Source organism: Exiguobacterium sp. U13-1, assembly GCF_001750115.1.
GTDB classification, from domain to species: domain Bacteria; phylum Bacillota; class Bacilli; order Exiguobacteriales; family Exiguobacteriaceae; genus Exiguobacterium_A; species Exiguobacterium_A acetylicum.
Window position 1 is genome coordinate 800,077 of record NZ_CP015731.1, and the last position, 26,905, is coordinate 826,981.

The following is a 26,905-nucleotide window of genomic DNA, read 5'->3' on the forward strand; positions in this document are numbered from 1 at the left end:
TTTTGGAACGATTTGAAATGGAACAAGGAGGCGAAACAAGATGGATCAAACGGAAACGACCCGTTCGACTGCGATGATGCAGTCGTTTTGGAATGTCCAGCGCCATCTGGTCCGAGCAGCGCATCAGACGGCACAGGAAAACGGACTTAGTTTACCGCAATTTCATAGCTTGATGACGATTGCACCGCGTGGACCGATCTCGCAAAAAGAGCTCGCCGCACATACGCACTTACCGAAAAGTACCCTCAGTCAGTCGATTGAAGGTCTCGTCCAATCGGGCTGGGTCATTCGGGAGACGAATCCCGACAATCGACGGGAAGTCGTCTTAAAGCTTAGTGATCAAGGGCAGCAATTCGTCACTGACATCAAGGAACAAGAGAAGGGGATGCAACGTCAACTGGAGCAAGTGCTTGCGACGATTGACCCGGACGTATTCGAACAGATGCTTGAAACACACGCAGTGATTGCTGAGGGAATCGGTCAGATTTTACGTCCAGATCTGAAAGGAGGATGTTCGGATGATTAAGTTACTCAAACGGTTGACGGTCTATAAATGGGCGGTCCTTGCTGTGCTCGTCTTGGTTTTTGCGCAGTCGATGTCCGATTTGTATTTACCGACACTGATGGCGGACATCATCGATAAAGGCGTCGTTACCGGCGATACCGCGTATATCTGGAAAATTGGTGCCGTCATGCTGGGGATTACCGGTATCGGAGCGTTAGCCGCGGTTGCCGCCAGTTATTATTCATCGAAGGCATCGATGGGACTCGGACGGGATATCCGTCGTCAAGTCTTCAACCATGTCGAACGGTTCTCTCTGCAAGAGTTCGACCAAGTCGGAACGGCGTCATTGATTACACGGACGACGAACGATATCACACAAGTCCAACAAGTCGTCATCATGATGTTACGGATGGTTGTCAGTGCACCGATCATGTTCATCGGTGGATTGATCATGGCTGTCTCAAAAGATGCCAAACTATCGCTCGTCATTGTCGCGGCGATGCCGGTCCTTGTGATTTCAATCCTGTTGATTTTGTGGAAAGGGGTTCCGTTGTTTGGGAAGGTTCAAAAACGACTCGACCGTCTGAACCTCGTCCTGCGGGAAAACCTGACCGGGATTCGTGTCATCCGTGCCTTTAACCGGGAACGCGATGAACAGGTTCGATTAACGAAAGCGAACGCGGATTTAACAGAAGTCTCGATCAAGGTCAATAAAATCATGGCGTTCTTGATGCCGGTCATGATGCTCGTCATGAACTTGACGGTCGTCGGTGTCATTTGGTTCGGGGGAATTCGGATCGACAATGGTGGTATGCAGATTGGGGACTTGATGGCGTTCATCCAGTACGTCATGCAAATCATGTTCGCTCTCGTCATGGCGTCGGTCATGTTCGTTATGATTCCGCGGGCAGCCGTCTCGGCGAAACGGATTAATGAAGTCCTCGAGATGACTCCGACGATGATTGATGAGGGCACACAAACCGCCGATCGTGAAAAAGGAACGCTCATCTTTGATCGTGTCACGTTCCGTTACCCAGGAGCTGAGACACCCGTCTTATCCGATATCAGCTTTGCGGCACGACCAGGTGAAGTAACAGCTGTGATCGGGGGAACGGGTTCCGGTAAATCAACGCTCGTTAATTTGATTCCTCGTTTTTATGACGTGACGGAAGGTAGTATCCGCGTCAATGGCGTCGATAGCCAGGATGTACCGCAAGAGGAATTGCGGTCGAAAATCGGCTTCGTTCCCCAAAAGGCGTTACTGTTCACAGGTACGATCGCCGAAAACATTCGCTTCGGGAAAGAGGATGCGACAGACGAAGAAGTCGCACATGCGGCACAAATCGCACAAGCGACCGATTTCATTGAACGGATGCCGGACGGTTACGACGCGCGGATCGAACAAGGTGGATCGAACGTCTCTGGTGGACAAAAACAACGGTTGTCGATTGCGCGGTCCCTCGTTCGTCGACCGGATCTATATGTCTTTGATGATAGTTTTTCAGCGCTCGACTTTAAAACTGATGCCGCACTTCGAAAAGCCTTACGAGAAGAAACGCGCGAAGCGACCGTCTTGATCGTTGCTCAGCGTGTCAGCACGGTCATTGATGCCGATCAAATCATCGTCCTGGATGAAGGGAAAGTCGCCGGAATCGGGACACACGATGAATTGTTTGCTGACAATGCCGTCTATCAGGAAATCGTGAAGTCACAACTATCAGAGGAGGAAATCGCATGAGTGAGAAAAAACGACCTGCCGGCGGTCCTCCGCCTGGTGGTCCCGGTGGCGGAAATATGATGATGCTCGGAGAAAAACCAAAGGATTTCAAAGCAACGTTCCGTCGTTTGCTTCGGTATCTGCGTCCGCGTCGGACGGCACTCGTTGGTGTTTTCCTTGCAGCCATCCTCAGTACGGTCTTCATGATTGCCGGTCCGAAAATCATGGGGACGGCAATCACGGAATTGTTTGAAGGGGCATATGCGAAGTTCCAAGGTGTGCCGGGAGCGGCGATCGATTTCACGAAAATCGGACAGATCCTGCTCTGGCTCGCTGGACTGTATATCATCAGTAGTCTGTTTAATTACTTGCAACAGTATTTGATGTCGGGTATCGCTCAAAAAACGGTCTATGATTTACGCGAGGACGTCAATCATAAACTCGAACGCCTGCCGTTAAAATACTACGATGGTCGTCCGAACGGGGAGACACTCAGCCGCGTGACGAACGATATCGATACGATCGGCAGTACGTTACAACAAAGTGTGACATCGTTCATCACCTCGATCGTGACAATCGTCGGGATTTTGATCATGATGTTGACGATCAGTCCATTGTTAACACTGATTTCACTCGTTTCGTTACCCGTTTCAATTTTTGCGATTCGTCCGATTTTGAAACGATCCCAAAAATACTTTGCCGACCAACAACGGACGCTTGGACAATTGAACGGACACGTCGAAGAAATGTATACCGGACACTCGGTCGTCAAGGCATTCGGACATGAACGCAAAGCGGTCGAGCAATTTGATGCCGTCAACGAAGAATTGTATGAAGCAGGGCGTAAAGCGCAGTTCATCTCCGGGATCATCATGCCGATGATGATGTTCATCGGGAATATCAGTTACGTTCTGATCAGTATCGTCGGTGGGATTCTTGTCACGCAACGGGCGATCTCGATCGGGGATATCCAAGCATTCATCACCTATACACGCCAGTTCACGCAACCGATCACTCAGACGGCGAACATCGCGAACATCGTCCAATCGACCGTCGCAGCAGCAGAACGTGTCTTCGAATTATTGGACGAAGAAGAAGAGATCAAGGAAGTGACGACACATCGTCTCACGCGGGCTGAAGGAGCGGTTGCGTTCGAACACGTTGATTTTGGTTACGGAACCGACCTCTTGATCGAGGATATGAACATCGATGTCGCACCGGGACAAACGGTCGCAATCGTTGGTCCGACGGGTGCCGGTAAGACGACGATGATCAATCTATTGATGCGCTTTTATGAGTTGAACGGGGGAACGATCCGGATTGACGGTATCGATACCCGCGAGATGTCACGCGAAGACTTACGGACGACGTTCGGTATGGTCTTACAAGATACGTGGCTCTTCAACGGTACGATCCGAGATAACCTTGCTTATGGTAAAAGTGGGGCGACCGAGGAGGAAATCATCGCGGCAGCCAAAACGGCGCACGCTGATCACTTCATCCGGACGTTGCCGGACGGGTATGATACGGTCTTGAACGAGGAAGCCTCGAACATCTCGCAAGGTCAGAAACAGTTGTTGACGATTGCGCGGGCCGTTCTTGCCGATCCGCCGATCATGATTCTCGATGAAGCGACCTCTAGTGTGGATACACGGACGGAAGTCTTCATCCAGCAAGCGATGCGTCGCTTGATGGAAGGACGGACAAGTTTCGTCATTGCCCATCGTCTCTCGACAATCAAGGATGCCGATTTGATTCTCGTCATGAATCAAGGGCGTGTCATCGAGCAGGGCACACATGAAGAATTACTCGAGGCAGATGGTTTTTATGCGGATCTGTACAACAGTCAATTCTCTGAAAAGGAAGTCGTTTAAGTTAGTGCAGTGTCGTCTTTTAGACGATGCTGCTTTTTTTGTGTGCATTTTTCTTGAACTTATATACGGCAGGGGGTATATTGAATTCAACAACTTAACAGCCGAGAGGCATCTACTAGGAGGAATCTTGATGAAACAGATGACGACAGAACAATTACAGCAGGTGTTAACCGAAAGTGCCATCCAATTGATTGATGTTCGTGAAACCGATGAGTATGAAAGCGGACATATCGCTGAAGCTAAAAACGTTCCGTTATCCGAATTGACAGAACGGACAGATGAACTCGACGCGTCACGTCCGGTCCATATCATCTGCCTATCTGGTGGTCGCAGCATGAATGCAGCGATGTATCTCGAACAAGCAGGATTCGACGTGACGAATGTCAGCGGCGGCATGATGATCTACGAAGGAACAATCGTTTAATACACTAGAGGGGGTATATACAATGTTATTACGATATTTTTATGATGAAAAATTAGCGCAGGCGTCATACATGGTCGGGTGTCAAATGACAGGAGAAGCGATCGTCATCGATCCTGCCCGGAATATTACACCGTATCTAGAGGTCGCAGAAAAAGAAGGGCTCCGGATCACCGCTACGGCGGAAACGCATATTCACGCGGACTTCGTCTCGGGCACACAAGAGTTTGCCAAACGTTACGACACGACGGCTTATCTGTCAGATGAAGGAGACGACAACTGGAAATATCAATTCGTCTCGGATATTCACCATGTCCTTGTTAAAGACGGTGACCGGTTCAAAGTCGGAAATGTGACGCTTGAAGTCATGCATACCCCGGGGCATACGCCAGAACATATCTCTTTCTTATTATTCGACCGGAATCAACAAGTACCGATGGGCATCTTCACAGGCGATTTCGTCTTCGTCGGAGACATCGGACGTCCCGATTTACTCGAAGAAGCAGCTGGTATTAAAGGAACGACAGCCGTTGGGGCAAAGCAAATGTTTGCGTCGTTAAAACGTTTCAAGGCGTTACCTGATTTTGTCCAAGTTTGGCCAGGACATGGTGCCGGTAGTGCTTGTGGGAAAGCACTCGGAGCAGTTCCGACATCGACGGTCGGATATGAAAAAGCGACGAACTGGGCATTGCAAGTCGAGGATGAGACTGCGTTCATCAAAGAATTGACGACGGATCAACCAGAACCACCGAACTATTTCGCGATGATGAAACGCGTGAATAAAGAAGGCATCGCCTTGACGACTAAAATTCCAGAACTCGTGACGAACGAGGATCCAACAGCGTGGACGTCTTCGATGCAGATCGTCGATACGCGAGATGGTCAGTCGTTCCGGGATGGACATATTCCAGGAACTATCAATATTCCGTATGATGATAAGTTCGTCACTTGGGCTGGTTGGTTACTCGATTTTGACCATGATATCGCGATTCTGTCGACGCCAGAGCAACGCAAAACCATTCAACGAGATCTCCAATCGATTGGACTCGATCGCGTCACCCACTGGGCAGATCATCAGGCGGTACCAGGATCGATGTTAACGGAACGTTATGAGGACTGGACGGCAGAAGAAGCGCTAGCAGCTGCAGAGCGAGAAGAAGTTTACGTCCTCGACGTCCGGAATAAAACAGAGTGGGACAGTCAACATTACGATCAAGCACAACGCATTCTCTTAGGAAAATTAGTAGCGCGTCAGGATGAACTGCCAACGGATCGACCGTTTGCTGTTCACTGTGCATCTGGCGTTCGTTCCCGGATGGCGGTTAGTGTATTACAGTCACTCGGATTCAAGGATGTCATTAATATTGACGGTGGATATGCAGCGATGCGCACGGTTTTGAACCAACAAACATCATGATACGACGGACTGGGTGGCAGCATATGCCATCCAGTTTTTTGTATTGAAAACAAGAAACGCCACATTCTGGTACGAACACGGGTTTAATAAATCCTTTACCTGGGGAAATTAAAGAAGTGTCAGAAATATATAAATTTATTTAGGTGAAGGAGTGTGGCAGGATGAATAACATTTGGAATGGAACGTCGTTGAACTTGAACGGCATTCTCGGATCACTCGGCAACTTGCTTGGAGCGATCATCGTCTTTTTGATTGGCTGGCTCATTGCCAAGCTGATTGCGAACGGAATTCAAAAAGCGTTAGAGAAGTCTGGGGTCGTCAACAAGTTGGCACCTCAAAAAGAAGGTACACCACCAAAGAAGAAGAAGTGGACACCTGAAAAAATCATCGGGACCGTCGTCTTTTGGGTTCTCATGGTCTTCGTTCTCATCTTGGTCTTCAACATCCTTGATCTGAACATCATTGCTGGACCACTCGCGGATACGATGAGTACATTACTCGCGGCAATCCCGAACATCTTGAAAGCAGCACTTATCCTTCTCTTGGCATACGTCATCGCGGTCGTTCTCCGTATGATCATCGTCAAAGCAGGAACGAAGCTGATGGCGAACGACAAAGTACGTTCGAACAAGATGCTTCAAGGTCAGACGGACTTATCGTCTTACCCGAAAATCGCGGGAGAAATTGTCTTCTATCTCGTTTTACTTCTGTTCCTACCGGGTGTCCTCGATGCGTTGAACATTGAGAGTGTCTCTCAGCCGTTCAGCCAATTGTTATCGTCATTCCTTGGATTTATTCCACGCTTGATTGCGGCGGCAGCCATCTTCTTCGTCGGCTTCCTCGTAGCGAAAATCGTCCGCGATATCGTGACGAATTTCCTTCATGCTGTTGGAACAGATAAATTCGCAGCTCGCTTCAACCTTGGGTCAACGGATCAAAAAGATGCGAAATCACTTTCGTCGATTCTCGGAACAGTCGTCTTCATCTTGATTCTGATTCCAATCACGATTTCAGCACTTGATCAATTGAATATTAAAGGAATCACAGGACCAGCGATCAACATGTTGAACGATGTCCTCGGTATGATTCCAAACATCATCGTCGGTATCGTTCTGATTCTTGTCGGTCTTTATGTCGGACGTTTCATCAAGAAATTCGTTACGGATCTCTTATCACGTCTTGGTTTCAACAACCTGACACGTCACTTGAAAATCGGTACGTGGGATGCAAACCAAGCTTCTACATCACCAGCTTCCATCGTTGGTACACTCGTTGAGATCGTCATCGTCGTTCTCTTCGTCGTCGAAGCCTTCAACTTGATTGGTCTTGACTTCATGGTCGACCTCGGTCGTGCCGTCCTTGCGTTCTTACCGAGCGTCTTGACAGCGATTATCATTCTCGCAATCGGGATCATCGTCAGCAACCTCGTCAAACGTACGATGGACAGCCTGTTCGGCAACTCTGAACTGAAAGTCCTCTCAAGCGTTGCGAAGTATGCGATTCTTGCGCTTGCTGTCTTCATGGCACTTGATCAACTTGGTGTTGCTGATACGATCGTTAACTCGGCCTTCATCTTGATCCTAGGGGCACTTGCACTTGCTTTCGGTCTTGCCTTTGGTCTTGGTGGACGTGATAATGCATCGCGTTACCTCGATCGTCTACAGAAGAAAGCAGAAAATACGGAAGTCGACACATCGAACCTTCCAAGTAAGTCAGCATCAACTTCATCATCACCGAACTTAAAAGATGCAGCAAAAAATGCAGCTTCACAAGCAGCTGATGATGTCACACCAGACCGTACACCGCGTTCAGCTCGTTCATCTTCAACAGATGAGACAACACATGGTACACCAAAAGGTGCATTACCAGAAAATGATTTAGCACAACAAGGTGATTACCCGATCGATCCAGACGATCATAAAGGTCCTAACCTCGATCATCCAAACGATCGCCCATAATGTAATGATAAAAAACCTTTCCTTTGTTCTGAAGGAAAGGTTTTTTACGTTTATGCATCAAAGCGTTATTGCATTTTACAAAAGTGGTTTGACCACTTTGTGAAAAAATACAAAAAAAAGACTTATCGAACTTGACATCGTTTGTTATGATTAGAAAGTCAATTCACTCAATGATTTGAATATTCAGAAAAAAGAGAAAAGTTCGGAGGATGAAACATGAGTTTGCTTCGCAAGAAAGATGTCAGTGTCATGATGGACATGAAACAACATTCAAAACTGGCACGACATTTATCAGGGTTTGATCTTATTTTACTTGGAATCGGTGCCATCATCGGAACCGGAATTTTCGTTCTGACAGGAACGGGCGCTCTTTACGCAGGACCTGCTTTACCGATCTCATTCATTATTTCTGCCGTTGTCTGTGCATTAGCAGCCCTCTGTTATGCCGAATTTTCGTCGATGATTCCTGTCTCAGGTAGTGTATATACGTATACATATGCTACGATTGGCGAAGTCATTGCCTGGATCATCGGCTGGTGTCTCATTTTGGAATACGGACTTGCTTCGAGTGCGGTTGCAACCGGCTGGTCAGGTTACTTCCAGTCACTTTTAGCGGGCTTTGGATTACATTTGCCAACAGCTTTGACGGCTGCTCCAGGTGCTGTACCAGGAAGCGAGACGTTCTTCAACTTACCGGCGTTCTTGATTCTGATGATCATCACGCTCTTGCTTTCACTTGGTATTAAAGAAACAAAACGCGTCAACAATATCATGGTACTCGTCAAAGTCGCTGTCGTCGTCCTGTTCATCGTCGTCGGGATCTGGTACATCGAACCGGGCAACTACAAACCGTTTGCGCCATTCGGTATGAGCGGTGTCTTACAGGCTTCAGCAATTGCTTTCTTTGCTTACCTCGGATTTGATGCCGTCACATCAGCAGCAGAAGAAGTCAAAAATCCGGGACGTAACTTACCGGTTGGGATCTTAGGATCACTTGCGATCGTTACTGTTCTGTATGTCATCGTCTCTGCCATCATGGTCGGGATTGTTCCGTTTAAACAGTTTGAAGGCGTCGATAGTCCGGTATCTCTTGCCTTAAAAGTCGCAGGTCAAGACTGGGTCGCTGGATTCGTCGATTTGGGTGCTATCGTTGGTATGACGACGGTCATCCTCGTCATGACATTTGGTCTCGTCCGTCTCTTGTTCGCGATGAGCCGTGACGGATTATTACCGAAAGTCTTCTCAGACGTCAATGAAAAGTCACACACACCAGTTAAAGCAACATGGATTCTCGGAACGACTGCTGGTTTAATCGCTGGATTCGTGCCACTCGGTACACTTGCTGAATTGATCAACATTGGAACACTGGCAGCCTTCTCGCTCATCTCAATCGCGGTCATCGTCCTACGCCGGACGCGTCCCGATTTGAAGCGCGCCTTTAAGGTTCCGTTCGTCCCAGTCTTACCGATCTTGTCAGTCCTTGCTTGTATCATGCTCATGTTCAACTTACAACCATTCACGTGGATTGCCTTCTTTATCTGGACAGCCATTGGATTACTGTTGTACTTCGGATATGGACGCAAGCGTTCGAAACTTCATCAATGAATCGACTAACACCCTTGGTGACAAGGGTGTTTTTGTATGCAGGAAATTAGGCGAACGAAAGCGAAACAGCTCAGTGGAAAAGGAGGTTTTTCGATGATTCATATTCAACGCGCACCTGACGTAAAGACAGCTTACAAAGCGATGCAGGATGGATTCCAAGATTATTTGATTCCACTGCACTTATCGGAAGCAGAATTCCAAGAGCGCATCATCGAACGAGATGGGAATCAATTGGAGCATTCATTCGTTGCCTATCATGGAGAAATACCGGTCGGTCTCTGGCTGAACGGTTGGAAGGAGATCGAGGGTCAACGCATCATGCGGTGTGGAGGACTGGGGATTTCAGCCCAGTATCGACGACTAGGCATCGCTAAAGCTTTGTATCAAGCACAACTGAGCCATGCTAAAGAAATCGGAATGGATGGTCTGATGCTTGAAGTCATTCAAGGGAACGATCCGGCAATTCGCTTGTATGAATCGCTTCACTACACGATCGTTGGAGAAATCGGTTATTTTCATTTAACGGATGAACGCGAAGAAGCTGCTCTGCCGACGATCGAAGAAGTGGAGTTTTTAAAACAATACCATGGACAAGGGGAATACATCTGGCAGCAAGATCCTCATGTCATGCAGCAATTACAAACGGATTATTATCAATTAGAAGAAAGTGTAGTGGCAATAGCCGGATCATCACTCTTGTCAGTTGTCGGTCCCGCAGAACACAAAGCAAGACATGCGACAGAAGTCGTCCGTCGTTTACCAGGCACGACCTATCATTATCAATCAACAGATGTGCGGGTGTGGGAAGCATTACGTTCTGAAGGATGGACTCAGCGGGATTTGAAACAATATATCATGCGTCAGTCGCTATAAACAAAAACCGCTGCTATTCATTTAGCGGCGGTTTTTGTAGTCTTCAATCATTCGAGCGTGAGAACCCACTAAGTGATCCGGTAAGTCGTCGAGCGGAACGAACTGGAGCTTGATACTTTCATCACTTTGTTTTAACATTCCAATCGGATGTTCACCGATGTAGGCGAGGGTGACGCTTTGAAAGACGTCTCCGTTCGCTAACGTCGTCACGTATTGCGGACCGGAGTAGACATCGAGTAACGTTAATCGTTCCACTTGTAAGCCGGTTTCTTCTTCGAGTTCCCGACGAGCGGTCTCTTCCGGTGATTCCGCCCATTCCATCAATCCTCCGGGCAAACCGAAGCGGGCTTGGGCTTCGTTGCGTTGTTCGAGCAAAATGTGCTCGTTCTGAACGACGAGGACGACGGAACCGACGAGAATGACTGGGTCATGACCGATTTTTTGACGTAACTGTTCGACATAATTCATTTCAAGGCTCCTTGGTGAAACGGACAGCCGGTCACAGGTGCCGTCTGTGTAGATTTTGGAAAGAAGTTTGGTCGTTTGATCTCCGGATCATAGTCCTTATGGAACATATGCGTCGTTGCCCCACTCATCGGAGGCACGAGCCAGGACCATTCCCCTGTGACATCGCGACCGCATGATGCTTCGTTTTTTTCAAAACGAGCGAATTGTTTCGCAGCCGTATGGTGATCGACGATCGTCACACCGGCACGTTCAAACGATTCGAGTACGGCAACGTTCAATTCGACGAGCGCCCGGTCTTTCCAGAGCGAACGTTCACGCGAGGTGTTCAGACCGAGTTGAGTCGCGACGAGCGGCAAGAGATCGTAACGATCCGTATCAGCGAGGTTACGAGCACCAATCTCCGTTCCCATATACCATCCGTTGAATGGGGCACACGGATAGACGATGCCACCGATCTCGAGCTGCATATCGGCAATCATCGGTACGGCGTACCAGCGGACTTCGCGACCACCAAACAAATCATAGTCAGGATGCGTGATGGTGACTTCAAGCACGAGCTCGTCAGGAATCGGATGCAGGCTGACTTGTCCATCGAGTTCGATCAACAGGGGCAGGATATCAAACGGTGTATGCGCTCCGGTCCAACCAAGTGCTTCACATTGGCGCGTCAGGTCGATGGAAGCCGGATCGCCGATGACTCCTGTTGCTGTCTCATAACCTGCATAACGAATCAGTTGGTGATTATGAAGCCGGACACGTGCCGGATGGAAAATCGTGATCGTCGAGCGAATCCGTCCTTCGTTCGTCGCGAACCGGATATGCTCAAATAACGCGTCGCGGACCGCTTCGACGGTCAACGCATCCCGTGCGTCAAAGACATGGAGTTGTTCCCAAAAGAGACGTCCGACACATCGGTTACTATTGCGCCAAGCAAGCTTGGCACCGAACGCCAGCTCGGAAGTCGTTTGCTCGTATGTTCCCGTCTTCTCGATGGAACGAATGACTTCTTGCTGACGTACGGACATTTCAGGGTATTGTTCTATATAAGAAGTAAAGAAGCGTTCTGCTTCTGTTTGAGTGAGTGGGTACACGAATCGAAATCCTTTCTGAAAAACAAGCACGATACATTCTCTGTTCTTAGTGTACCCCGCGAGGAAACGAAGCGCCAAACTTGAATGATGTATAAGGTTGTTATAAGTTCAAAAGACTTCCAAAAGTTTAAAGGAAGTACGAAATGGGGGATAGTGTAGAGAATTAGTTGAAAGTGAGGAAATATGTATGTCTTTAATCAAACCTGTATTTGCCCGTTTTTTTGGCGAAGCCTTTTTTGATAAATCGGCTCAGCTCGCCTATTATCTGATGTTGTCCTTATTTCCGTTCTTATTATTTGTAGTTGGCATCGTCTCGTTCTTACCGTTTACGTCGGATAACGTGCTGGACTTAATTCGACCATTTGCTCCAGCAGAAACGTACGACTTGATTCAGCGGAACGTCGTCGGAATCTTTGATCAGGGTGGTTTCAAGCTTGCCTCAATCAGTTTCCTTGCCGCCTTTTGGCTCGCTTCAATGTCGGTCCAGTCGCTTGTCCGCTCGCTAAACGATGCGCTCGAAGTGACACGAAAAGCGCCATTCTGGCGCGGACTGTTGCAAGACTTCGCCTTTACGATCGGGATGATGATCATCCTTCCGATTTCATTGATTGTTCCGATTTCAGAAAAGTTAACACGACGTTTCATCAATCACTTTGCAATCGTCGCTGATTTCGTGACGAACTATTCGTGGATCTGGTTCTTATTCCGTTGGGGACTCGGGACGTTGTTCTTACTTGTCTTTTTCATCTTATTGTATCGGATCTTACCGAGTGTCCGACTAACGGTTCGTCAGGTACTCCCTGGAGCCATTTTTGCGACGATTGCCTGGCAAGTCGTCTCGGAATTTTTCTCCTATTACGCTGAGTTCGGTAGTTACGATCGTCTTTACGGTCAGCTTGCCGGAATCATCGTCTTGATGACATGGTTCTATTTGTCCGCTGTCGTCCTGATGTTAGGGGGATTGATGAATGCGGAACGGATGCGTCAGAAAAAAGAGGCAAAAATCATGAAACCACAAAAAATCAAAGAAGAAAGCGTGCGTTAATCATTAAGCACGCACAAAAGCAGCTGACACATCGTCAGCTGCTTTTTCATTTAGGCAGTTTTAAGAATCCGGTAACCGAAGACGCTTAACAGGCTGAGTGTGAACAGAGCGAGTAAGACGAGTGACAGAAAGGGAAGTCCGAACACTTTGACGATGACGCTTAAGGCGACGACACCATAAAAGATTCCTAACGTCTTTTGGACGAACGGTTCATTGAAACGATGCAAGAGTGACGCGCCGAGGGGTGAACCGATGAACGCACCGACGATTAAAGCGATCCCGAGTGATAGCGGAGCACTGGTTCCGGAAGCAACATAACTCGTCACTCCTCCGAGAACGATCAATGTCGCAGAGGCGATACTCGTTCCGATTGCTTGTTTGAGCGGAAAACGAACCCACCCGAGCAAGAGAGGTGTCAACAAAAATCCACCGCTGACCCCCATCAATGAAGAGAGGACTCCGGCAGCAAGTCCGATGACAGCGAGCTTTACGATTGAAGCATCATGGACCGGAAAAGACGGACGTTTCTTTGAACAGGGACGAAGAAATTGAATCGAAAAACCAATCAGTAAGACAATGTAGAGACTTGATAAGACGACATCAGCACCTGCATGACGCTCGAGCCAAAAGACGACTGGTGTGATCAACGCCGAACCGATGATCCCGGACAGACCAATGATCCCGGCATCGCGAAAACGGAAAGTTTTTAATCGAAGATGTGATAGTGTACCAGTCACGGTCGATCCGAGTGTCAGTAACAGACTGAGGACGATCGCGGTGCTGGCTTCATAGCCAAGAATCAATAAAAGTGGGGTAAGGATGATGCCGCCACCGATTCCGAAAAAGCCGGAGAGAATGCCGATGGTTGCTCCTAACAAAATAAATGAGATATACATCATGAAACAGTCCTTCTTTCTAATAGGTGATAACTTGAGTATGAAAGAGGAATACAAGATTACAAAAATGAATTAATTAAATACAAATGATTATGAAATGTAATGGGGAGGGGTATTGTTGAAATTAACTGAACTCAGAACGTTCGTCACACTCGTTGAAACACGTCACTTTACGAAAACAGCGGAGCAGTTATTTCTGTCGCAACCGACGATCAGTGTTCACGTGAAACGACTAGAGGAAGATGTCGGACATTCGTTATTAATACGTGATTCATTCGCAATAGGGGTCGAGGTATCGGAAATGGGGTGGATCGTCTATCGCCACGCAAAAGAAATTCTATTCCAACTCGAACAGATGCAGTCACAGTTAGATGAATCGGAAGGGGTTTTCCAAGGGACGTTACGGATCGGAGCAACCCATACGATCCACGAGATATTGCTTGATGATATGATCCATCTGTTTTCAAGAGCTCATCCTAAGGTATCACTAGATATCCAGCTGATGAATCATGATCAAGTGGCAACAGCTTTACGACATCGTGAGATTGATCTCGGTATGATTGAAGGAGAACTGACACTTGATGGAATGAGACAAATCGTCTTTGCGAAAGATCAACTGCATATCATTGGAGCGACACATCTTGCACTCGAAGACGCGACGTGGATCGTCCGGGAAGAAGGATCCGCTTCTCGCTATGCACTTCATCGTTGGCTTGATGCGTCGTCGATCGTTCCCACTCGAACGATTACAGTAGATGCGAATTATTTAGCGCGACAACTTGTTTTGAATGGGAGTGGTATTGCAGCGCTGTCAGAACGACTTGTCACGTCTTTCCCGTCTGAATCTTTTACAATTCATGCGAAAGGGATCTCCAACCGGACGTTTCGTTATCTGTTACCAGAGAAAATGCCAACTCGACTAGCCGAGCGTTGGATCGATTTTTTAGAAGCGAATTGGAAAGGCTGACTACAAAAAGATTTTCGGACTCACTGAACATAGTGATGAATCCAGAAATCTTTTTCGTTGACTTATACCCCCTTAGGTATTATTGTATGAAATGTACCAACGAGGTATGACCCATGTCACATTTGAAAAAGGAGATGGACTTCATATGGAAAACGGTTATGAAGATCGCATCATTCATCGGATGAATCGGATTGAAGGACAAATCCACGGCATCGTTCGAATGATGAAAGAAGAGGCGTCCTGTAAGGATGTCGTCACACAACTGAGCGCTACACGTAGTGCGATTGATCGCGTCATCGGTCTCGTCGTCAGTGAAAACTTGATTGACTGTGTCCGTCAGGATGATGCGACGGAAAATCATGAACAAGCCGTTGCAGAGGCTGTTCAACTCTTAATGAAAAGCAGATAGAATTTTTTTTTACGAATTAATATACCCCTTAGGGTAAAAACTTGGAGGAATTACGTTTATGTCAGATACAAAAAAAACAACCATCGTTTTATTTAGTGGAGAGTACGACAAAGTCATGGCAGCTTATATCATTGCCAACGGTGCAGCCGCATACGATCACGAAGTCACGATTTTTCATACCTTCTGGGGTTTGAATGCGATGCGTAAGGATGAACCGATCCAGCCGGATAAAACATTCCTTGAGAAGATGTTCGGTAAGTTCATGCCACGCGGTGCCGATAAGATGCCACTCTCGAAAATGAACTTCGGTGGTGCAGGTCAAAAAATGATTAAAAACGTCATGAAGAAGCACAATGCGATGCCACTTCCAGACTTAATCGAATTAGCGAAAGAACAGGATGTCAAACTCGTCGCCTGTACGATGACGATGGATTTACTCGGTTTGAAACAGGAAGAATTACACGACGGGATTGAGTATGCAGGTGTTGCCGCCTACCTCGCCGATGCGGAGAACGGAAACGTCAATCTATTCATCTAATGATCTGAAGGAGGAATGACGCATGGATGTACTATCGATTATCTTGTTGCTCGTCGTCGGCTATCTCGCTTATAAGGTGTTCGCCCCAACAAAAGGCGTCAAGCAAGTGTCGACCACGGAACTGAAGCCGTTACTAAATGACCGCAAACGATTTTATCTCGATGTTCGGACACCGGCAGAATTCAAAGGCAATCACATCAAAGGATTTAAGAACATTCCGTTACAAACGCTAAACAGTCAACTGAATCAAATCCCGAAAGACAAAGAAGTGCTCGTCATCTGTCAAAGCGGGATGCGAAGCAAACAAGCCGTCAAAGTACTAAAAAAAGCCGGTTATCCGAATGTCACGGAAGTCCGTGGCGGAATGAATGCCTGGCGCTGAATCGAATCAAGAGGAGGAATTCAATATGAAACGCATGACAGCAACAGAAGTACAGGAAAAAATCGAACGTGGTGAACAACTGAACGTTATTGATGTCCGAGAAGTCGATGAAGTCAAAGAAGGAATGATTCCGGGAGCGATCCATATTCCACTCGGATTGATTGAATTCAAGATGAACGAACTCGACAAGAAAAAAGAGTATGTCATGGTATGCCGTTCTGGTGCGCGCAGTGGTCGCGCAACGACATATCTCGAAGGACAAGGATATGACGTGACGAACATGGATGGCGGCATGATGTCGTACGAAGGCGAAACAAAATAAATAATACCCCACACCGTAAAGGAGCGAATTGTATGACTATGATTAAATCAGATATCGTATTGGACGCCAAAGGTCTCGCTTGTCCGATGCCGATCGTTCGGACGAAAAAAACGATCAAGACGTTGGAACCGGGACAAGTCATCGAAGTTCAGGCGACGGATAAAGGATCAACTGCAGATCTTCGTGCCTGGGCAAACAGCACTGGCAATCATTATTTAGGCACGATCGAAGAAGGCGAAGTACTCCGTCATTACGTTCGGAAATCAACAGGTGATGTCACGGAACCAGCAGCATTCGCTCAAACCGTCGACAATGCAACAGTCGAAGCAGCACGTCAAGACGACTCGATCACAGTGCTTGATGTTCGTGAACAAGCAGAATATGCCTTCGCGCATGTACCGGGAGCCATCAATATTCCGTTAGGTGAACTTGAGACACGACATGCAGAACTGGATTCAAATCAGACGGTTTACGTCATCTGCCGAACAGGTAGCCGAAGTGACATGGCATGCCGACAGCTCAGTGACAAGGGGTATACGGTCCACAATGTCGTACCAGGTATGCAGGAATGGGCATTTGAGACGACAACACTCGTTTCAGCGAAATAATTCACCAGCGTAAAGCAGAGGAGGAACTAGTAGATATGGCACAAGCAATGACAGCCGCACAAGTTACGAAAAAAATCATTGGACGCGAGTCTTTGTTCATCTTAGATGTACGGAATGAGGATGCGTTTCAAGATTGGAAAATCGAAGGAGAGAACTTCAAGTACCTCAACATTCCGTATTTTGAATTGTTGGATGGTGTCGAGGAGATTCTCGATCAGCTTCCGACGGATCAGGATGTACTCGTCGTTTGCGCAAAAGAAGGTTCATCAATTTTCGTCGCCGATATGTTGGAAGAAGCAGGACGAGACGTATCGTATCTGTCAGGCGGCATGAAAGCATGGAGTGAACATCTAGAACCGATTTCACTCGGAACGCTGAACGAAACAGGAACTGATCAAGGTGAAGTCGTTCAGTTCGTTCGAATCGGTAAAGGGTGTCTCTCGTATATGGTCATCTCGGAAGGAGAGGCCGTGCTCATCGATGCGACACGAATGACGGATGTGTATTTGGATTATGCCGCATCACGCAATGTCACGATTAAGCATGTGTTTGATACACATCTTCATGCGGATCATATTTCTGGAGGACGCGACATCGCCGAAAAAACAGGCGCGACATACTGGTTGCCGCCAAAAGATGCGACGGATGTCACATTCGATTATGCACCACTTGAAAACGGTAGTACGGTTCAAGTGGGGGATACAGCGATTGAAGTACGCGCTCTTTATTCCCCGGGACATACGATTGGATCGACTTCATTCATCGTCGATCAGCGTTATTTATTAACGGGTGATATCCTGTTCATCGATTCGATTGGTCGTCCGGATTTAGCCGGTCTCGCGGAAGACTGGGTCGGCGACTTACGTGATTCGCTCTACAACACGTATCGTGATCTTTCACCGGAATTAATCGTCTTACCAGCACATTTCATGATCATTGAAGAATTGAACGCGGATGGTAGTGTAGCGGAGAAATTAAGCATCTTGCTTGCGAACAACCATGGTCTCAACATTGATGATGAAGCAACATTCCGGAAAATGGTCACAGAGAACTTGCCGCCACAACCGAACGCGTATCAAGATATCCGTGAAACGAACATGGGGAAACAGACACCCGATCTTGAGACACAACGGGAAATGGAAGTCGGACCGAACCGCTGTGCGGTACGCTAAACCGAATCATAACAAACATTAAATCATTCAGGAGGAATACAACATGAAATCAGAACTCGTACTCGACGCAAAAGGACTTGCTTGTCCGATGCCAATCGTAAAAACAAAAAAAGCCATCGCAGGACTCGAATCAGGTCAAATCCTTGAAGTCCATGCAACGGATAAAGGGGCAAAAAACGATCTTCAGGCGTGGGCGACATCAGGTGGTCATGAACTCGTCAAACACGAAGAAGAAGCAAGCGTCCTAAAATTCTGGATTCAAAAAGGTTAATTTCGAAAAGAGAGCTGAGTTACGGCTCTCTTTTTTTAAGGAGTGATAAACGATGGAATTCGGTTTTATCGTGACGATTTTCTTAATCGGATTTGTCGGATCCTACATTTCAGGAATGTTAGGAATTGGCGGTTCAATCATTAAATATCCGATGTTATTGTATATCCCGCCCCTACTCGGTTTTGCAGCATTTTCTGCCCATGAGGTTGCGGGAATCAGTGCGATTCAAGTCTTTTTTGCAACGATTGGTGGCGTCTGGGCTTACCGAAAAGGCGGTTATTTGAATAAATCATTGATCGTCTACATGGGGGGATCGATTTTAATCGGTAGCTTCATCGGTGCGTATGGTTCAAATATCCTGGCTGAAGACACGATCAACATCGTCTATGGTGTTCTCGCGTTAACGGCAGCGGTCATGATGTTCGTTCCGAAAAAAGGGATCGACGACATTCCGCTTGATCAGGTTCAGTTCAACAAAACGATTGCGGCAGTATCGGCATTCATCGTGGGTGTCGGAGCCGGAATCGTTGGGGCAGCAGGTGCCTTTTTACTCGTCCCGATTATGCTCGTTCTCTTGAAAATCCCGACACGGATGACGATTGCTTCATCGCTTGCGATTACGTTCATTTCGTCGATCGGCGCAACGGTCGGTAAAATCACGACAGGGCAAGTCGACTGGGGTCCTGCGGCAATCATGGTCGTTGCCAGTCTAATTGCAGCACCGCTTGGCGCAATCGCCGGGAAGAAGATGAACACGAAGATTCTCCAAGTCATTCTTGCTGTTCTGATTTTAGCGACAGCGGTGAAGATTTGGATCGACATCTTGTAAACAAAAGAACGCTCTACTTGTACGATGTTTCTTTATGAAACAATGTACAAGTAGAGCGTTTTCTTATTGTGCAGCTTGATCGATCACGTGTCGTAACGTGTGTTCGACTTCTTCTGCGACCGTCTTTAGTTCGGCTTCATCTGCTAAGTCCATCAAGGCAGTTGGTTTTGGCATACCGATTTTCGTTTGCCCGTTCTCGGTATAGACGACGATTTTACATGGAAGAAAGTAACCAGCCCGCAAGTCATGGGACACGACGCGGTGTGCTTCTTTTGGTTGGCATACTTCTAAAATATGATAGCTTTCATCAAAAGAGAGCTCTTTTTCTTCGAATTTGTTGGCCAAATCAAACTCCCATAAGACACCGAATGATGCCTCTGAGAGAGCTTGCTTCAGTTGAGTCATGACCTGATCCAGATTGTGATGCGATGTCACAGTGTAATCAAACATAAATACCCCTCCTGGTGTTTTCGAGTTATAGAGTCTATTCCCTGATCACACTTCTTTAATCAGGATGATCCAATGTGCTCTGCTTGAGCACATGCTACGACAAGAGAGAGTAAGCGCGTTACAGTTAAATAAAAGAACATCCAATCGACGTCGCGTGACGTAAGCTGAATAAAGGAGGCGAAGGGAGATGAAGAAACGAATGTGGACAGTTTTATCAGTCATCGGTCTCATCGTCATCATGGTCGGAGGATACTTCGTGTTCCAGCAACAGCAGGCAAAATCAAGTGGTAGTAAGGAATTGAATTATCAAGCGGAAGAGACGGCGATTCTAGCCGGCGGATGCTTCTGGTGTATGGAGCCACCGTTCGAAGAGTTAAAAGGAGTCAAATCCGTCATTTCTGGTTACACGGGCGGCGATGTTGAGAATCCGACGTATAACCAAGTGTCGGCGGAGACGACAGGGCATCGGGAAGCGGTATTGATCACGTTTGATCCGAACGTCATCTCGTACAAGCAATTGTTAGACGTCTACTGGCGTCAGATTGATCCGACGGATGCGAACGGTCAGTTCGTCGATCAAGGGGAATCCTACACGACAGCGATTTTCTATACGAATGAGAAACAAAAAGAAATCGCAATGCAATCGAAACAAGATTTAGAGAAACAACAAGTCTTCGATGATAAAATCGTCACACCATTTATTGCAGCAAGTCCTTTTTATGAAGCAGAAGCATATCATCAAGACTACTATTTGAAGAGTGAGAAGAAATATAAGTTTTACCGGGCAGCTTCTGGACGCGACGACTTCATCAACCGCTACTGGAATGATCAACCAAAGCTCGATCTTCCAACGTATGCAAAGTTGTCTGATGCAGAAATCAAAAAGAAATTAACTGCGATTCAGTATAAGGTGACACAAGAAGATGGGACGGAGCCGGCGTTTGATAATCCGTATCATGATTTGAAAGCAGACGGGATCTATGTCGATCTGATTTCTGGTGAACCATTGTTTTCGTCAAATGATAAATATGATTCGAAAACGGGATGGCCAAGTTTTACGAAACCACTCGAACCAGGTAATATCATTGAGAAAAGTGATTTTTCAATCGGCATGAAACGAATGGAAGTCCGGAGCCGACATGGGAATGCGCATCTCGGACACGTCTTCTCGGATGGACCAAAACCGACCGGGTTGCGGTATTGTATGAACTCAGCCGCCTTACGTTTCATTCCGAAAGAGGACTTGAAACAAGAAGGATACGGTGAATATGTAGCAGATTTTAAATAATCATTAAAAGGCATCCAATGCGTATGAGCATTGGATGCCTTTCCTTTCAAAATTGTAAGATACATCCATAAAATAAATATCCATTTTATCCAGTTACTGTTTATAATCAAGATAAAGTACATCGATCTTGAAGGAGGAACATGTGTGAAGAAACTGGTGATTTGGGTCATGCTGAGCTGTCTAATTTTGACGCTCGGAGTAGGACCTACGACAGCAAAGGCAGAAACAGCCCTTGCTAAAGCAACGCTCTTGAAAGCAGGACAAGAGACGACGCTTGAAACGGGAACGGAAGAAAAGAATACATATTGGTACCGCGTCAACCATGAAGCGGGTGTAGAGAAAAACGCATCTCACTTCGAACTCTCAATCGATACGGATCAATTCGTTCAATTAACGGCGTATCCGAGCGAAGCGATGGCTGCCGAAGAAGATACGTTTGATCGCTACCGGATAGAAGCGGAGCCGAATGAAAAAGCTCTTACGAAATTAGCCGTTCCATATGCATGGGATGGACCGTATTATGTCAAAGTCGAATATTACCCGAACATCGAAGAAGGTAAGACGACGAAAGCTGCTCATGTTAAATTGACGTATAACAACGTCAAATTGCCGGTTGAATATGAGCCGATCAATGACATCAGCTGTATGGCGGAAGAAGCACTCAAGCAAACAAAAGAAGAAAAGCCGATGCTTGCACTCATGCACTCGATCCAAAAGCAAGTATTGAGCCAATCTGATGCAGGACGTGCTTTAACATCGCTTTACTACAAAGCGTCTCCTTACGTCGTCAAAACGCTATTATTCAACAAAGATAAGCGTCAACAAGCATACGAAGATTTAAAAACATTGAAGCCTGCGATGGAATCACTCGTACGTGGAACATCATACACATTGACGAAAGCTGATCAACAAGCTGTCGATCGTCTCTACAAATTATCACGTGACGCATCACCTGCTGTGATTGCAGAAGAGATTGATGGATATGCCAACAAAATGGATGTCTCTAAATTAAGTGGAAGCAAATTGAGCGAAACATTCCAGTCACTGGGAATGAACATTCAATCAAAAGAAGCAACACGTTATATCGTTAAATTAAAGCCAGGTAAAATGAACCGTTCGATGAAGATTGCGGGTGTTCAGGCAACGGATGTAGAACGTTTATCCCTTGGTAATGCGGGAGACTTCGTCATCGTGACGGAAGACCCAACTGTCAAAGGTCAATCGGCAACCGCATTAAAACAATCGCTCAACCGTTCGTCAGCTGTCGAGTACGTTGAGAAAATTCAGACGTACCGCGCAACGAAGGACATCAACTTCGATTATCAATGGGCTGTCAACAAAAAGACCGTCTTTGAGCAATTTGATAACGTTGGGATCGGGTTTGAAGCGTTCCAACAACGTTTCGGTTCGAAGAAGTTAGCGCCTGTTAAGATTGCAGTCATCGATACAGGTGTCGATTATCGCTTGAAGGACTTACAAGGAAAAGTTGATATCGCAAATGAAAAGAACTATGTTTCCGTCAACGGTGACGGGGATGCGATCGATGATAACGGTCACGGAACACACGTAGCGGGCGTCATCGCAGCAACGATGAACAACGATTACGGTATCCAAGGAATTCATCAATCGGCACAAATCCTGCCGGTTAAAGTCTTGAATGCAAGTGGTGAAGGTGAGACGGATGGCATTGCCCTTGGTATTAAATACGCAGTTGATCAAGGTGCAAAAGTCATCAATATGAGTCTTGGTGGCGGTGAGAGCCGGACGATGGCTTATATGATGAAATATGCAGCAGATCATGGTGTTACGGTGGTTGCGGCTTCAGGAAACGACTATGACATGATGGTCGGTTACCCAGCGAACTCGGAATATGCGATTTCTGTCGGAGCGACAAACCCACTCGGAATGGTCGCTGATTATTCGAACTATGGTGTTGGACTTGACGTCGTAGCACCCGGATCGAAAGTCGCTAGTTTGATTCCAGACGGTAACACGGTATACATGGATGGAACAAGTATGGCTTCACCACACGTTGCAGCAGTAGCGGGAATCTTGAAGTCACTGAACCCGAAACTGACACCAACACAAATCGAACAGATCTTGCGTAAGAGTGCAGAGCCACTTGCGTTTGAAAATCCAAACGACTGGTTCGACTTTGAAGAAGATGAAGACGGGGAAAAGATGGAACCTGAATTCCCAGCTTACGTCAGCCCAGTCTCTGGATACGGAAAAGTCAGTATTCCACGTGCGATTTCTCAGTTGAACTTGAACGGGAATGTCAATGACGTCTACGATAACCAATTGTTTGTTTCTGGAACGGTCAAGACAGGAACAAAAGTTGAAGTATGGGCAGCAGTCGTAACGAAAGATAAGAATGGTAAGGAAACAACGACGAACAAAAAGCTAGCTACGACAACAGCTCAAGCAGGAAAATACAGCGTGAAGATTCCGCGTCAAAACCAAAAGACAGTCTTGACGGTTCGCTATGCGAACGGATTAGACGTTACATCGGAACGGACAGAAGTTCTTCCAGGAAAAGCACCAAAAGCACCGAAGGTCAAACCAGTTCTTGCTGGTGCGACAAAAATGACAGGTACAGCTCTCGCGGGTGGTACGATTACCGTTAAAGATGCGAAACAAAAGAAAATCGCCACAGCAAAAGTTGATGCAAAAGGTCACTTCAGTGCGAAATTACCAAAACAAGTCGGTGGTTCAAGCTTGATCGTCACAGTAACGGATATTGCTAAACGTACAAGTAAACCGACGATCGTAAAAGTCCTACCAGCCCCAGCGGCACCGAAAGTGAAATCCGTCTATGCCGGACAAACGAAAGTAACCGGTACAGCTGAAAAGAAATTGAGTGTTTATGTAAAAGATGCGAAGAAAAAAGTTATCGGAAAAGGAACGGTTTCTGCAAAAGGCAACTATTCCGTCAAAATTCCGAAGCAAAAAGCAAAAGCGAAGCTTTCCATCTATGTTAAGAATACACGTGGTCAAGTTAGCCCTGTGACTTCTGTGACAGTGAAGAAAGCGAAAAAGTAAGAGGGTAAAAAGACCTTTTTTCGGGTACATTCCGAGAAAAGGTCTTTTTTTGGATATCCTAGCTGTTGCTTCGAAAGCGTTTCTATTATATTAAATCTATAGAAACAAATGAAAAAGCATCATTCAACGAATGATGAGGAGGATACATTCATGGTGAATTGGATTCGGCGACGAATCGGTCGGCAACTGCTGACTGTTTTTTATGCGGTACTGATCGTAGTATCGATTACTTCGTTCTTTGTCTATGACTACATGGAAGGACGAATCGAAACATCAAAACAGAATCTCGAGACGATCAGTGAACAAAATCGCCGAGCCAATGATTTGTGGGACAATTGGCAAACGGTTCAGTTCGGTTTACGCGGATTCGTCATTTTTGGTAATCAGGAACGGTTTGATGAAATCCAAGCGCTCCGAACAGATATCAAAAGTGAGACAGATTGGTTCATGCGAAACGCAAAAACGGATGAAGAAGAAGAATTCGCGGCGCAAATGACGAATTTATATGAGTTATACTATGATGCCTTGTTCCCGTTGACCCAGTCTTACGTCAATGAAAAAAAGGCGAATCGGATCAATGAGGACTTCTTACAGGGGGATAGTCTGTTTTCTTTGCCGATTGCCGAGCGTCTTGTTGATCAAGGGCGATTAAAGCCAACTGCCGATGGTTCGATTGATATTACGCCAGACATCGAAAAAGCATCTGCAGCGCTTGAGGAATACCGGACGAATCTCAGCCAACAACAAGAAACGGCTGTCGGTGAACTTCGGAGTGAGGTCGCAAAATCACAATGGATTTGGATCTCCAGTATTGTTGTGCTCATCGCCTTCATTCTCTTATTCGTGCACCCGTTCCTTCGCCGGATGACACGACAATTACTACGCTTAATCGATGATAATCAGAAGCTCGCTCGGAAAGAACCGATTAAGATTGATAAAGCTGCCGAGCAGCGACCAGACGAAATCGGATTGTTGCGCGCAGCCTTTAATCGGATGGTCGTGACGACAAATGCCCATACGGATGCGATGCAAGGCAAAAACGAAGAGTTGCAGGCGCAAAGTGAAGAGTTGCTCGCGCAACAAGAAGAACTGCAAGCGCAACAAGAAGAACTCGAAGAAGCGTATCAAACAACGAAAAAGAATGAGGAAAAGCTCCGATTGCGTAGCGAATTGACCGAGGCGCTTGCTGTTCGTGAAACCGTCGAATCGTACCCGGCAATCGTTCAAAAGATGATCGATATCACCTCTTCGGAGTACGGTGCCCTATTGCTCTATGAAGAAGGACAGTTCATGGGTGCGACGACGAATGGGATGACGATGGATTATTTAAAAGTTCTTTTGAAAGATGAGATGTCCGTCATCAATCGATCGGTTCGGGAGATGGAATTCATCCAATCGGAAAAACGGGTGACGCGTCAAAAAGACTATCCATATTCATTTAGCACGTATGAAGTGACGATTCCTATCGAAGATCCAGAAACGCATGAATTGATTGCAGCCATCTATCTGGTTCGTTATAAATCTGCCTATAAAGGACAGCAGTTAACGGATATTCGCGAGTTCGCGCAACAGATGACGTTATCGCTCCTACGAACGCGTTCTTACGAAGGGATGCGTCAAGAAAAAGAAAAGACCGAGCAAGTGTTGGACTCAATCCGAGAAGCAATCATTTATCTTGAGGATGGAAATGGAGAATTATACGTCAACCGTCCGTTGTTTGAGTTAATTCCAGAACTACAATCGGAATTTACGGTAGATCGAACGTTACCGTCGAGTGAGTACGTCATCAATGTAATGCGTCAGTTGGTGGATGACGTCGAAGCCTTTAATACGTATCTAGATTTGATTCGTTCCGGTGAGATTTCACCGGACAAGGTCCGGTTTGATATTCGAAACAACACCGCTCATCTCGAAGTCTACGCGGAACGTATTGATGTTGTCGGAGGATGGAAGGGAATCATCCTCGTCTTACGGGATATTACCCGGGAAACAGAAGCCGATCGTCTCAAAACAGAACTCGTCTCGACCGTATCGCATGAGTTACGAACACCACTCTCATCTATTTATGGTTTTACAGAGTTGATGCTGAATCGAAAGATCGATGACTCAAAACAGCAGAAATATCTAGCGACGATCCATAATGAGACGGAACGGTTATCGAACCTCGTCACGGACTTCTTAGACGTTCAGCGAATGCAGTCAGGTGGACAGTTGTACCAAATGGCACATCTCGATTTGTTTACCCTAACAGAACAAGTGATGTCCTTGTATGACGCTTCAAGTGAACAGCACGATCTCCATTTGCAGTTGCTCAGCCCGGATCGTCCATTCATTTTAGGAGATGAAGACCGGATTAAACAATTAATGAGTAACTTGATCAACAATGCGATCAAGTATTCTCCAGATGGTGGGCGCATAGATGTCTGGATTGATACGAAAGACGATCAAGCCATCATTGAAGTGAAGGATGAAGGAATTGGGATTCCGCATCATGCCTTTGCTCACTTGTTTGATAAATTCTATCGTGTCGATAACTCGGATACACGTCGAATCGGTGGAACGGGACTCGGTTTATCGATTTGTAAGGAAATCGTCAAAGAACACGAAGGCATCATCCATGTCGAATCTGAAGTTGGCAAAGGTAGTCGATTCATCATCGTGTTACCGCTCAGTCTAAGTGAATCCATTGAGTCGACAGAAAAGAATCGACGTTCTAGTTAAAGAAAACGTGATACGTTCCAGTTAAACCGTGTTCAG

Annotated in this window: 25 protein-coding genes; 21 read left to right on the top strand and 4 right to left on the bottom strand. The window is 46.5% G+C overall.

Going from position 1 to position 26,905, the window contains the following annotated elements:
* Window positions 1-40: 40 nt before the first annotated feature.
* The 8 genes from ESP131_RS04175 (at window position 41) to ESP131_RS04210 (ending at window position 10,370) form a co-directional block, all read left to right on the top strand.
* Window positions 41-526, top strand: a complete 486-nt coding sequence (locus ESP131_RS04175; RefSeq protein WP_029343299.1) for a MarR family winged helix-turn-helix transcriptional regulator — start codon at window positions 41-43, stop codon at window positions 524-526.
* Window positions 519-2,243 (top strand): ABC transporter ATP-binding protein, encoded by a 1,725-nt coding sequence (locus tag ESP131_RS04180; protein WP_069940237.1) that lies wholly within the window; start codon window positions 519-521, stop codon window positions 2,241-2,243. Before ESP131_RS04175 ends, ESP131_RS04180 begins: the two co-directional genes overlap by 8 nt.
* Entirely contained in the window at window positions 2,240-4,096 is a 1,857-nt protein-coding gene (locus ESP131_RS04185) for an ABC transporter ATP-binding protein (RefSeq protein ID WP_029343301.1), read from the top strand. The genes ESP131_RS04180 and ESP131_RS04185 overlap by 4 nt, the downstream gene beginning before the upstream one ends.
* 130 nt (window positions 4,097-4,226) lie before the next feature.
* Window positions 4,227-4,520, top strand: coding sequence for a rhodanese-like domain-containing protein (locus ESP131_RS04190; RefSeq protein WP_069940238.1), 294 nt, complete (start codon window positions 4,227-4,229; stop codon window positions 4,518-4,520).
* Window positions 4,521-4,542: 22 nt separating this feature from the next.
* Window positions 4,543-5,934: an MBL fold metallo-hydrolase gene (locus ESP131_RS04195; RefSeq protein ID WP_069940239.1), complete on the top strand. Its 1,392-nt coding sequence runs from the start codon at window positions 4,543-4,545 to the stop codon at window positions 5,932-5,934.
* Between the two features lie 161 nt (window positions 5,935-6,095).
* Window positions 6,096-7,892, top strand: coding sequence for a mechanosensitive ion channel (locus tag ESP131_RS04200; protein ID WP_069940240.1), 1,797 nt, complete (start codon window positions 6,096-6,098; stop codon window positions 7,890-7,892).
* Window positions 7,893-8,108: 216 nt separating this feature from the next.
* Window positions 8,109-9,497, top strand: coding sequence for a branched-chain amino acid transporter BcaP (locus ESP131_RS04205; protein ID WP_029343305.1), 1,389 nt, complete (start codon window positions 8,109-8,111; stop codon window positions 9,495-9,497).
* A gap of 93 nt (window positions 9,498-9,590) precedes the next feature.
* The gene (locus tag ESP131_RS04210) at window positions 9,591-10,370 is read left to right on the top strand and encodes a GNAT family N-acetyltransferase (RefSeq protein WP_069940241.1); all 780 of its coding nucleotides are present in this window, start codon (window positions 9,591-9,593) and stop codon (window positions 10,368-10,370) included.
* Between the two features lie 21 nt (window positions 10,371-10,391).
* Here the strand turns inward: ESP131_RS04210 and ESP131_RS04215 are convergent, their stop codons facing one another.
* Window positions 10,392-10,838 (bottom strand): NUDIX hydrolase, encoded by a 447-nt coding sequence (locus ESP131_RS04215; protein WP_029343307.1) that lies wholly within the window; start codon window positions 10,836-10,838, stop codon window positions 10,392-10,394.
* Window positions 10,835-11,929 (bottom strand): nitric oxide synthase oxygenase, encoded by a 1,095-nt coding sequence (locus ESP131_RS04220; RefSeq protein WP_029343308.1) that lies wholly within the window; start codon window positions 11,927-11,929, stop codon window positions 10,835-10,837. Before ESP131_RS04220 ends, ESP131_RS04215 begins: the two co-directional genes overlap by 4 nt.
* A 187-nt stretch (window positions 11,930-12,116) precedes the next feature.
* Between ESP131_RS04220 and ESP131_RS04225 the strand changes: the two genes are divergently transcribed.
* Window positions 12,117-12,974 (top strand): YihY/virulence factor BrkB family protein, encoded by an 858-nt coding sequence (locus tag ESP131_RS04225; RefSeq protein WP_023466934.1) that lies wholly within the window; start codon window positions 12,117-12,119, stop codon window positions 12,972-12,974.
* A 50-nt stretch (window positions 12,975-13,024) separates the two neighbouring features.
* On the opposite strand, the gene ESP131_RS04230 is transcribed toward ESP131_RS04225, so the two are convergent.
* Window positions 13,025-13,873 (bottom strand): sulfite exporter TauE/SafE family protein, encoded by an 849-nt coding sequence (locus ESP131_RS04230; RefSeq protein ID WP_069940242.1) that lies wholly within the window; start codon window positions 13,871-13,873, stop codon window positions 13,025-13,027.
* A gap of 115 nt (window positions 13,874-13,988) precedes the next feature.
* Between ESP131_RS04230 and ESP131_RS04235 the strand changes: the two genes are divergently transcribed.
* From ESP131_RS04235 to ESP131_RS04275, 9 genes are all read left to right on the top strand, one after another.
* Window positions 13,989-14,837: a LysR family transcriptional regulator gene (locus ESP131_RS04235; RefSeq protein ID WP_069940243.1), complete on the top strand. Its 849-nt coding sequence runs from the start codon at window positions 13,989-13,991 to the stop codon at window positions 14,835-14,837.
* A gap of 145 nt (window positions 14,838-14,982) precedes the next feature.
* Window positions 14,983-15,246 carry a metal-sensitive transcriptional regulator gene (locus ESP131_RS04240; protein ID WP_023466936.1) on the top strand — a complete coding sequence of 88 codons (264 nt, stop codon included), beginning with the start codon at window positions 14,983-14,985 and terminating at the stop codon, window positions 15,244-15,246.
* A 58-nt stretch (window positions 15,247-15,304) separates the two neighbouring features.
* The gene (locus ESP131_RS04245) at window positions 15,305-15,784 is read left to right on the top strand and encodes a DsrE/DsrF/DrsH-like family protein (protein WP_023466937.1); all 480 of its coding nucleotides are present in this window, start codon (window positions 15,305-15,307) and stop codon (window positions 15,782-15,784) included.
* A gap of 22 nt (window positions 15,785-15,806) precedes the next feature.
* A complete protein-coding gene (locus tag ESP131_RS04250) occupies window positions 15,807-16,166 on the top strand; it encodes a rhodanese-like domain-containing protein (RefSeq protein ID WP_029343312.1) in 360 nt (119 codons plus the stop codon).
* Window positions 16,167-16,191: 25 nt separating this feature from the next.
* Window positions 16,192-16,488 (top strand): rhodanese-like domain-containing protein, encoded by a 297-nt coding sequence (locus tag ESP131_RS04255; RefSeq protein ID WP_023466941.1) that lies wholly within the window; start codon window positions 16,192-16,194, stop codon window positions 16,486-16,488.
* Between the two features lie 38 nt (window positions 16,489-16,526).
* A complete protein-coding gene (locus ESP131_RS04260) occupies window positions 16,527-17,096 on the top strand; it encodes a sulfurtransferase TusA family protein (protein WP_051656367.1) in 570 nt (189 codons plus the stop codon).
* 35 nt (window positions 17,097-17,131) lie between these two features.
* On the top strand, window positions 17,132-18,268 hold the full coding sequence (locus tag ESP131_RS04265) for an MBL fold metallo-hydrolase (protein WP_029343315.1): 1,137 nt from the start codon (window positions 17,132-17,134) through the stop codon (window positions 18,266-18,268).
* A 43-nt stretch (window positions 18,269-18,311) separates the two neighbouring features.
* Window positions 18,312-18,539 (top strand): sulfurtransferase TusA family protein, encoded by a 228-nt coding sequence (locus tag ESP131_RS04270; protein WP_029343316.1) that lies wholly within the window; start codon window positions 18,312-18,314, stop codon window positions 18,537-18,539.
* Window positions 18,540-18,591: 52 nt separating this feature from the next.
* Window positions 18,592-19,368 carry a sulfite exporter TauE/SafE family protein gene (locus tag ESP131_RS04275; RefSeq protein ID WP_069940244.1) on the top strand — a complete coding sequence of 259 codons (777 nt, stop codon included), beginning with the start codon at window positions 18,592-18,594 and terminating at the stop codon, window positions 19,366-19,368.
* 63 nt (window positions 19,369-19,431) lie between these two features.
* On the opposite strand, the gene ESP131_RS04280 is transcribed toward ESP131_RS04275, so the two are convergent.
* Window positions 19,432-19,818 (bottom strand): DUF302 domain-containing protein, encoded by a 387-nt coding sequence (locus ESP131_RS04280; protein WP_029343319.1) that lies wholly within the window; start codon window positions 19,816-19,818, stop codon window positions 19,432-19,434.
* 187 nt (window positions 19,819-20,005) lie between these two features.
* On the opposite strand from ESP131_RS04280, the gene msrB reads away from it, so the two are divergent.
* From msrB to ESP131_RS04295, 3 genes are all read left to right on the top strand, one after another.
* The gene (gene msrB, locus ESP131_RS04285) at window positions 20,006-21,106 is read left to right on the top strand and encodes a peptide-methionine (R)-S-oxide reductase MsrB (protein ID WP_069940245.1); all 1,101 of its coding nucleotides are present in this window, start codon (window positions 20,006-20,008) and stop codon (window positions 21,104-21,106) included.
* Between the two features lie 144 nt (window positions 21,107-21,250).
* The gene (locus tag ESP131_RS04290) at window positions 21,251-24,148 is read left to right on the top strand and encodes a S8 family peptidase (RefSeq protein WP_069940246.1); all 2,898 of its coding nucleotides are present in this window, start codon (window positions 21,251-21,253) and stop codon (window positions 24,146-24,148) included.
* Between the two features lie 150 nt (window positions 24,149-24,298).
* The gene (locus ESP131_RS04295; RefSeq protein WP_052169396.1) at window positions 24,299-26,869 is read left to right on the top strand and encodes a HAMP domain-containing sensor histidine kinase; all 2,571 of its coding nucleotides are present in this window, start codon (window positions 24,299-24,301) and stop codon (window positions 26,867-26,869) included.
* The last annotated feature ends 36 nt before the right edge of the window (window positions 26,870-26,905 follow it).

Bases quoted from the DNA above. Each gene is read 5' to 3' on its own strand.
- ESP131_RS04175 (WP_029343299.1), top strand. From the start codon at position 41: ATGGATCAAACGGAAACGACCCGTTCGACTGCGATGATGCAGTCGTTT.
- ESP131_RS04180 (WP_069940237.1), top strand. From the start codon at position 519: ATGATTAAGTTACTCAAACGGTTGACGGTCTATAAATGGGCGGTCCTT.
- ESP131_RS04185 (WP_029343301.1), top strand. From the start codon at position 2,240: ATGAGTGAGAAAAAACGACCTGCCGGCGGTCCTCCGCCTGGTGGTCCC.
- ESP131_RS04190 (WP_069940238.1), top strand. From the start codon at position 4,227: ATGAAACAGATGACGACAGAACAATTACAGCAGGTGTTAACCGAAAGT.
- ESP131_RS04195 (WP_069940239.1), top strand. From the start codon at position 4,543: ATGTTATTACGATATTTTTATGATGAAAAATTAGCGCAGGCGTCATAC.
- ESP131_RS04200 (WP_069940240.1), top strand. From the start codon at position 6,096: ATGAATAACATTTGGAATGGAACGTCGTTGAACTTGAACGGCATTCTC.
- ESP131_RS04205 (WP_029343305.1), top strand. From the start codon at position 8,109: ATGAGTTTGCTTCGCAAGAAAGATGTCAGTGTCATGATGGACATGAAA.
- ESP131_RS04210 (WP_069940241.1), top strand. From the start codon at position 9,591: ATGATTCATATTCAACGCGCACCTGACGTAAAGACAGCTTACAAAGCG.
- ESP131_RS04215 (WP_029343307.1), bottom strand. From the start codon at position 10,838: ATGAATTATGTCGAACAGTTACGTCAAAAAATCGGTCATGACCCAGTC.
- ESP131_RS04225 (WP_023466934.1), top strand. From the start codon at position 12,117: ATGTCTTTAATCAAACCTGTATTTGCCCGTTTTTTTGGCGAAGCCTTT.
- ESP131_RS04230 (WP_069940242.1), bottom strand. From the start codon at position 13,873: ATGATGTATATCTCATTTATTTTGTTAGGAGCAACCATCGGCATTCTC.
- ESP131_RS04240 (WP_023466936.1), top strand. From the start codon at position 14,983: ATGGAAAACGGTTATGAAGATCGCATCATTCATCGGATGAATCGGATT.
- ESP131_RS04245 (WP_023466937.1), top strand. From the start codon at position 15,305: ATGTCAGATACAAAAAAAACAACCATCGTTTTATTTAGTGGAGAGTAC.
- ESP131_RS04250 (WP_029343312.1), top strand. From the start codon at position 15,807: ATGGATGTACTATCGATTATCTTGTTGCTCGTCGTCGGCTATCTCGCT.
- ESP131_RS04255 (WP_023466941.1), top strand. From the start codon at position 16,192: ATGAAACGCATGACAGCAACAGAAGTACAGGAAAAAATCGAACGTGGT.
- ESP131_RS04260 (WP_051656367.1), top strand. From the start codon at position 16,527: ATGATTAAATCAGATATCGTATTGGACGCCAAAGGTCTCGCTTGTCCG.
- ESP131_RS04265 (WP_029343315.1), top strand. From the start codon at position 17,132: ATGGCACAAGCAATGACAGCCGCACAAGTTACGAAAAAAATCATTGGA.
- ESP131_RS04270 (WP_029343316.1), top strand. From the start codon at position 18,312: ATGAAATCAGAACTCGTACTCGACGCAAAAGGACTTGCTTGTCCGATG.
- ESP131_RS04275 (WP_069940244.1), top strand. From the start codon at position 18,592: ATGGAATTCGGTTTTATCGTGACGATTTTCTTAATCGGATTTGTCGGA.
- ESP131_RS04280 (WP_029343319.1), bottom strand. From the start codon at position 19,818: ATGTTTGATTACACTGTGACATCGCATCACAATCTGGATCAGGTCATG.
- msrB (WP_069940245.1), top strand. From the start codon at position 20,006: ATGAAGAAACGAATGTGGACAGTTTTATCAGTCATCGGTCTCATCGTC.
- ESP131_RS04295 (WP_052169396.1), top strand. From the start codon at position 24,299: ATGGTGAATTGGATTCGGCGACGAATCGGTCGGCAACTGCTGACTGTT.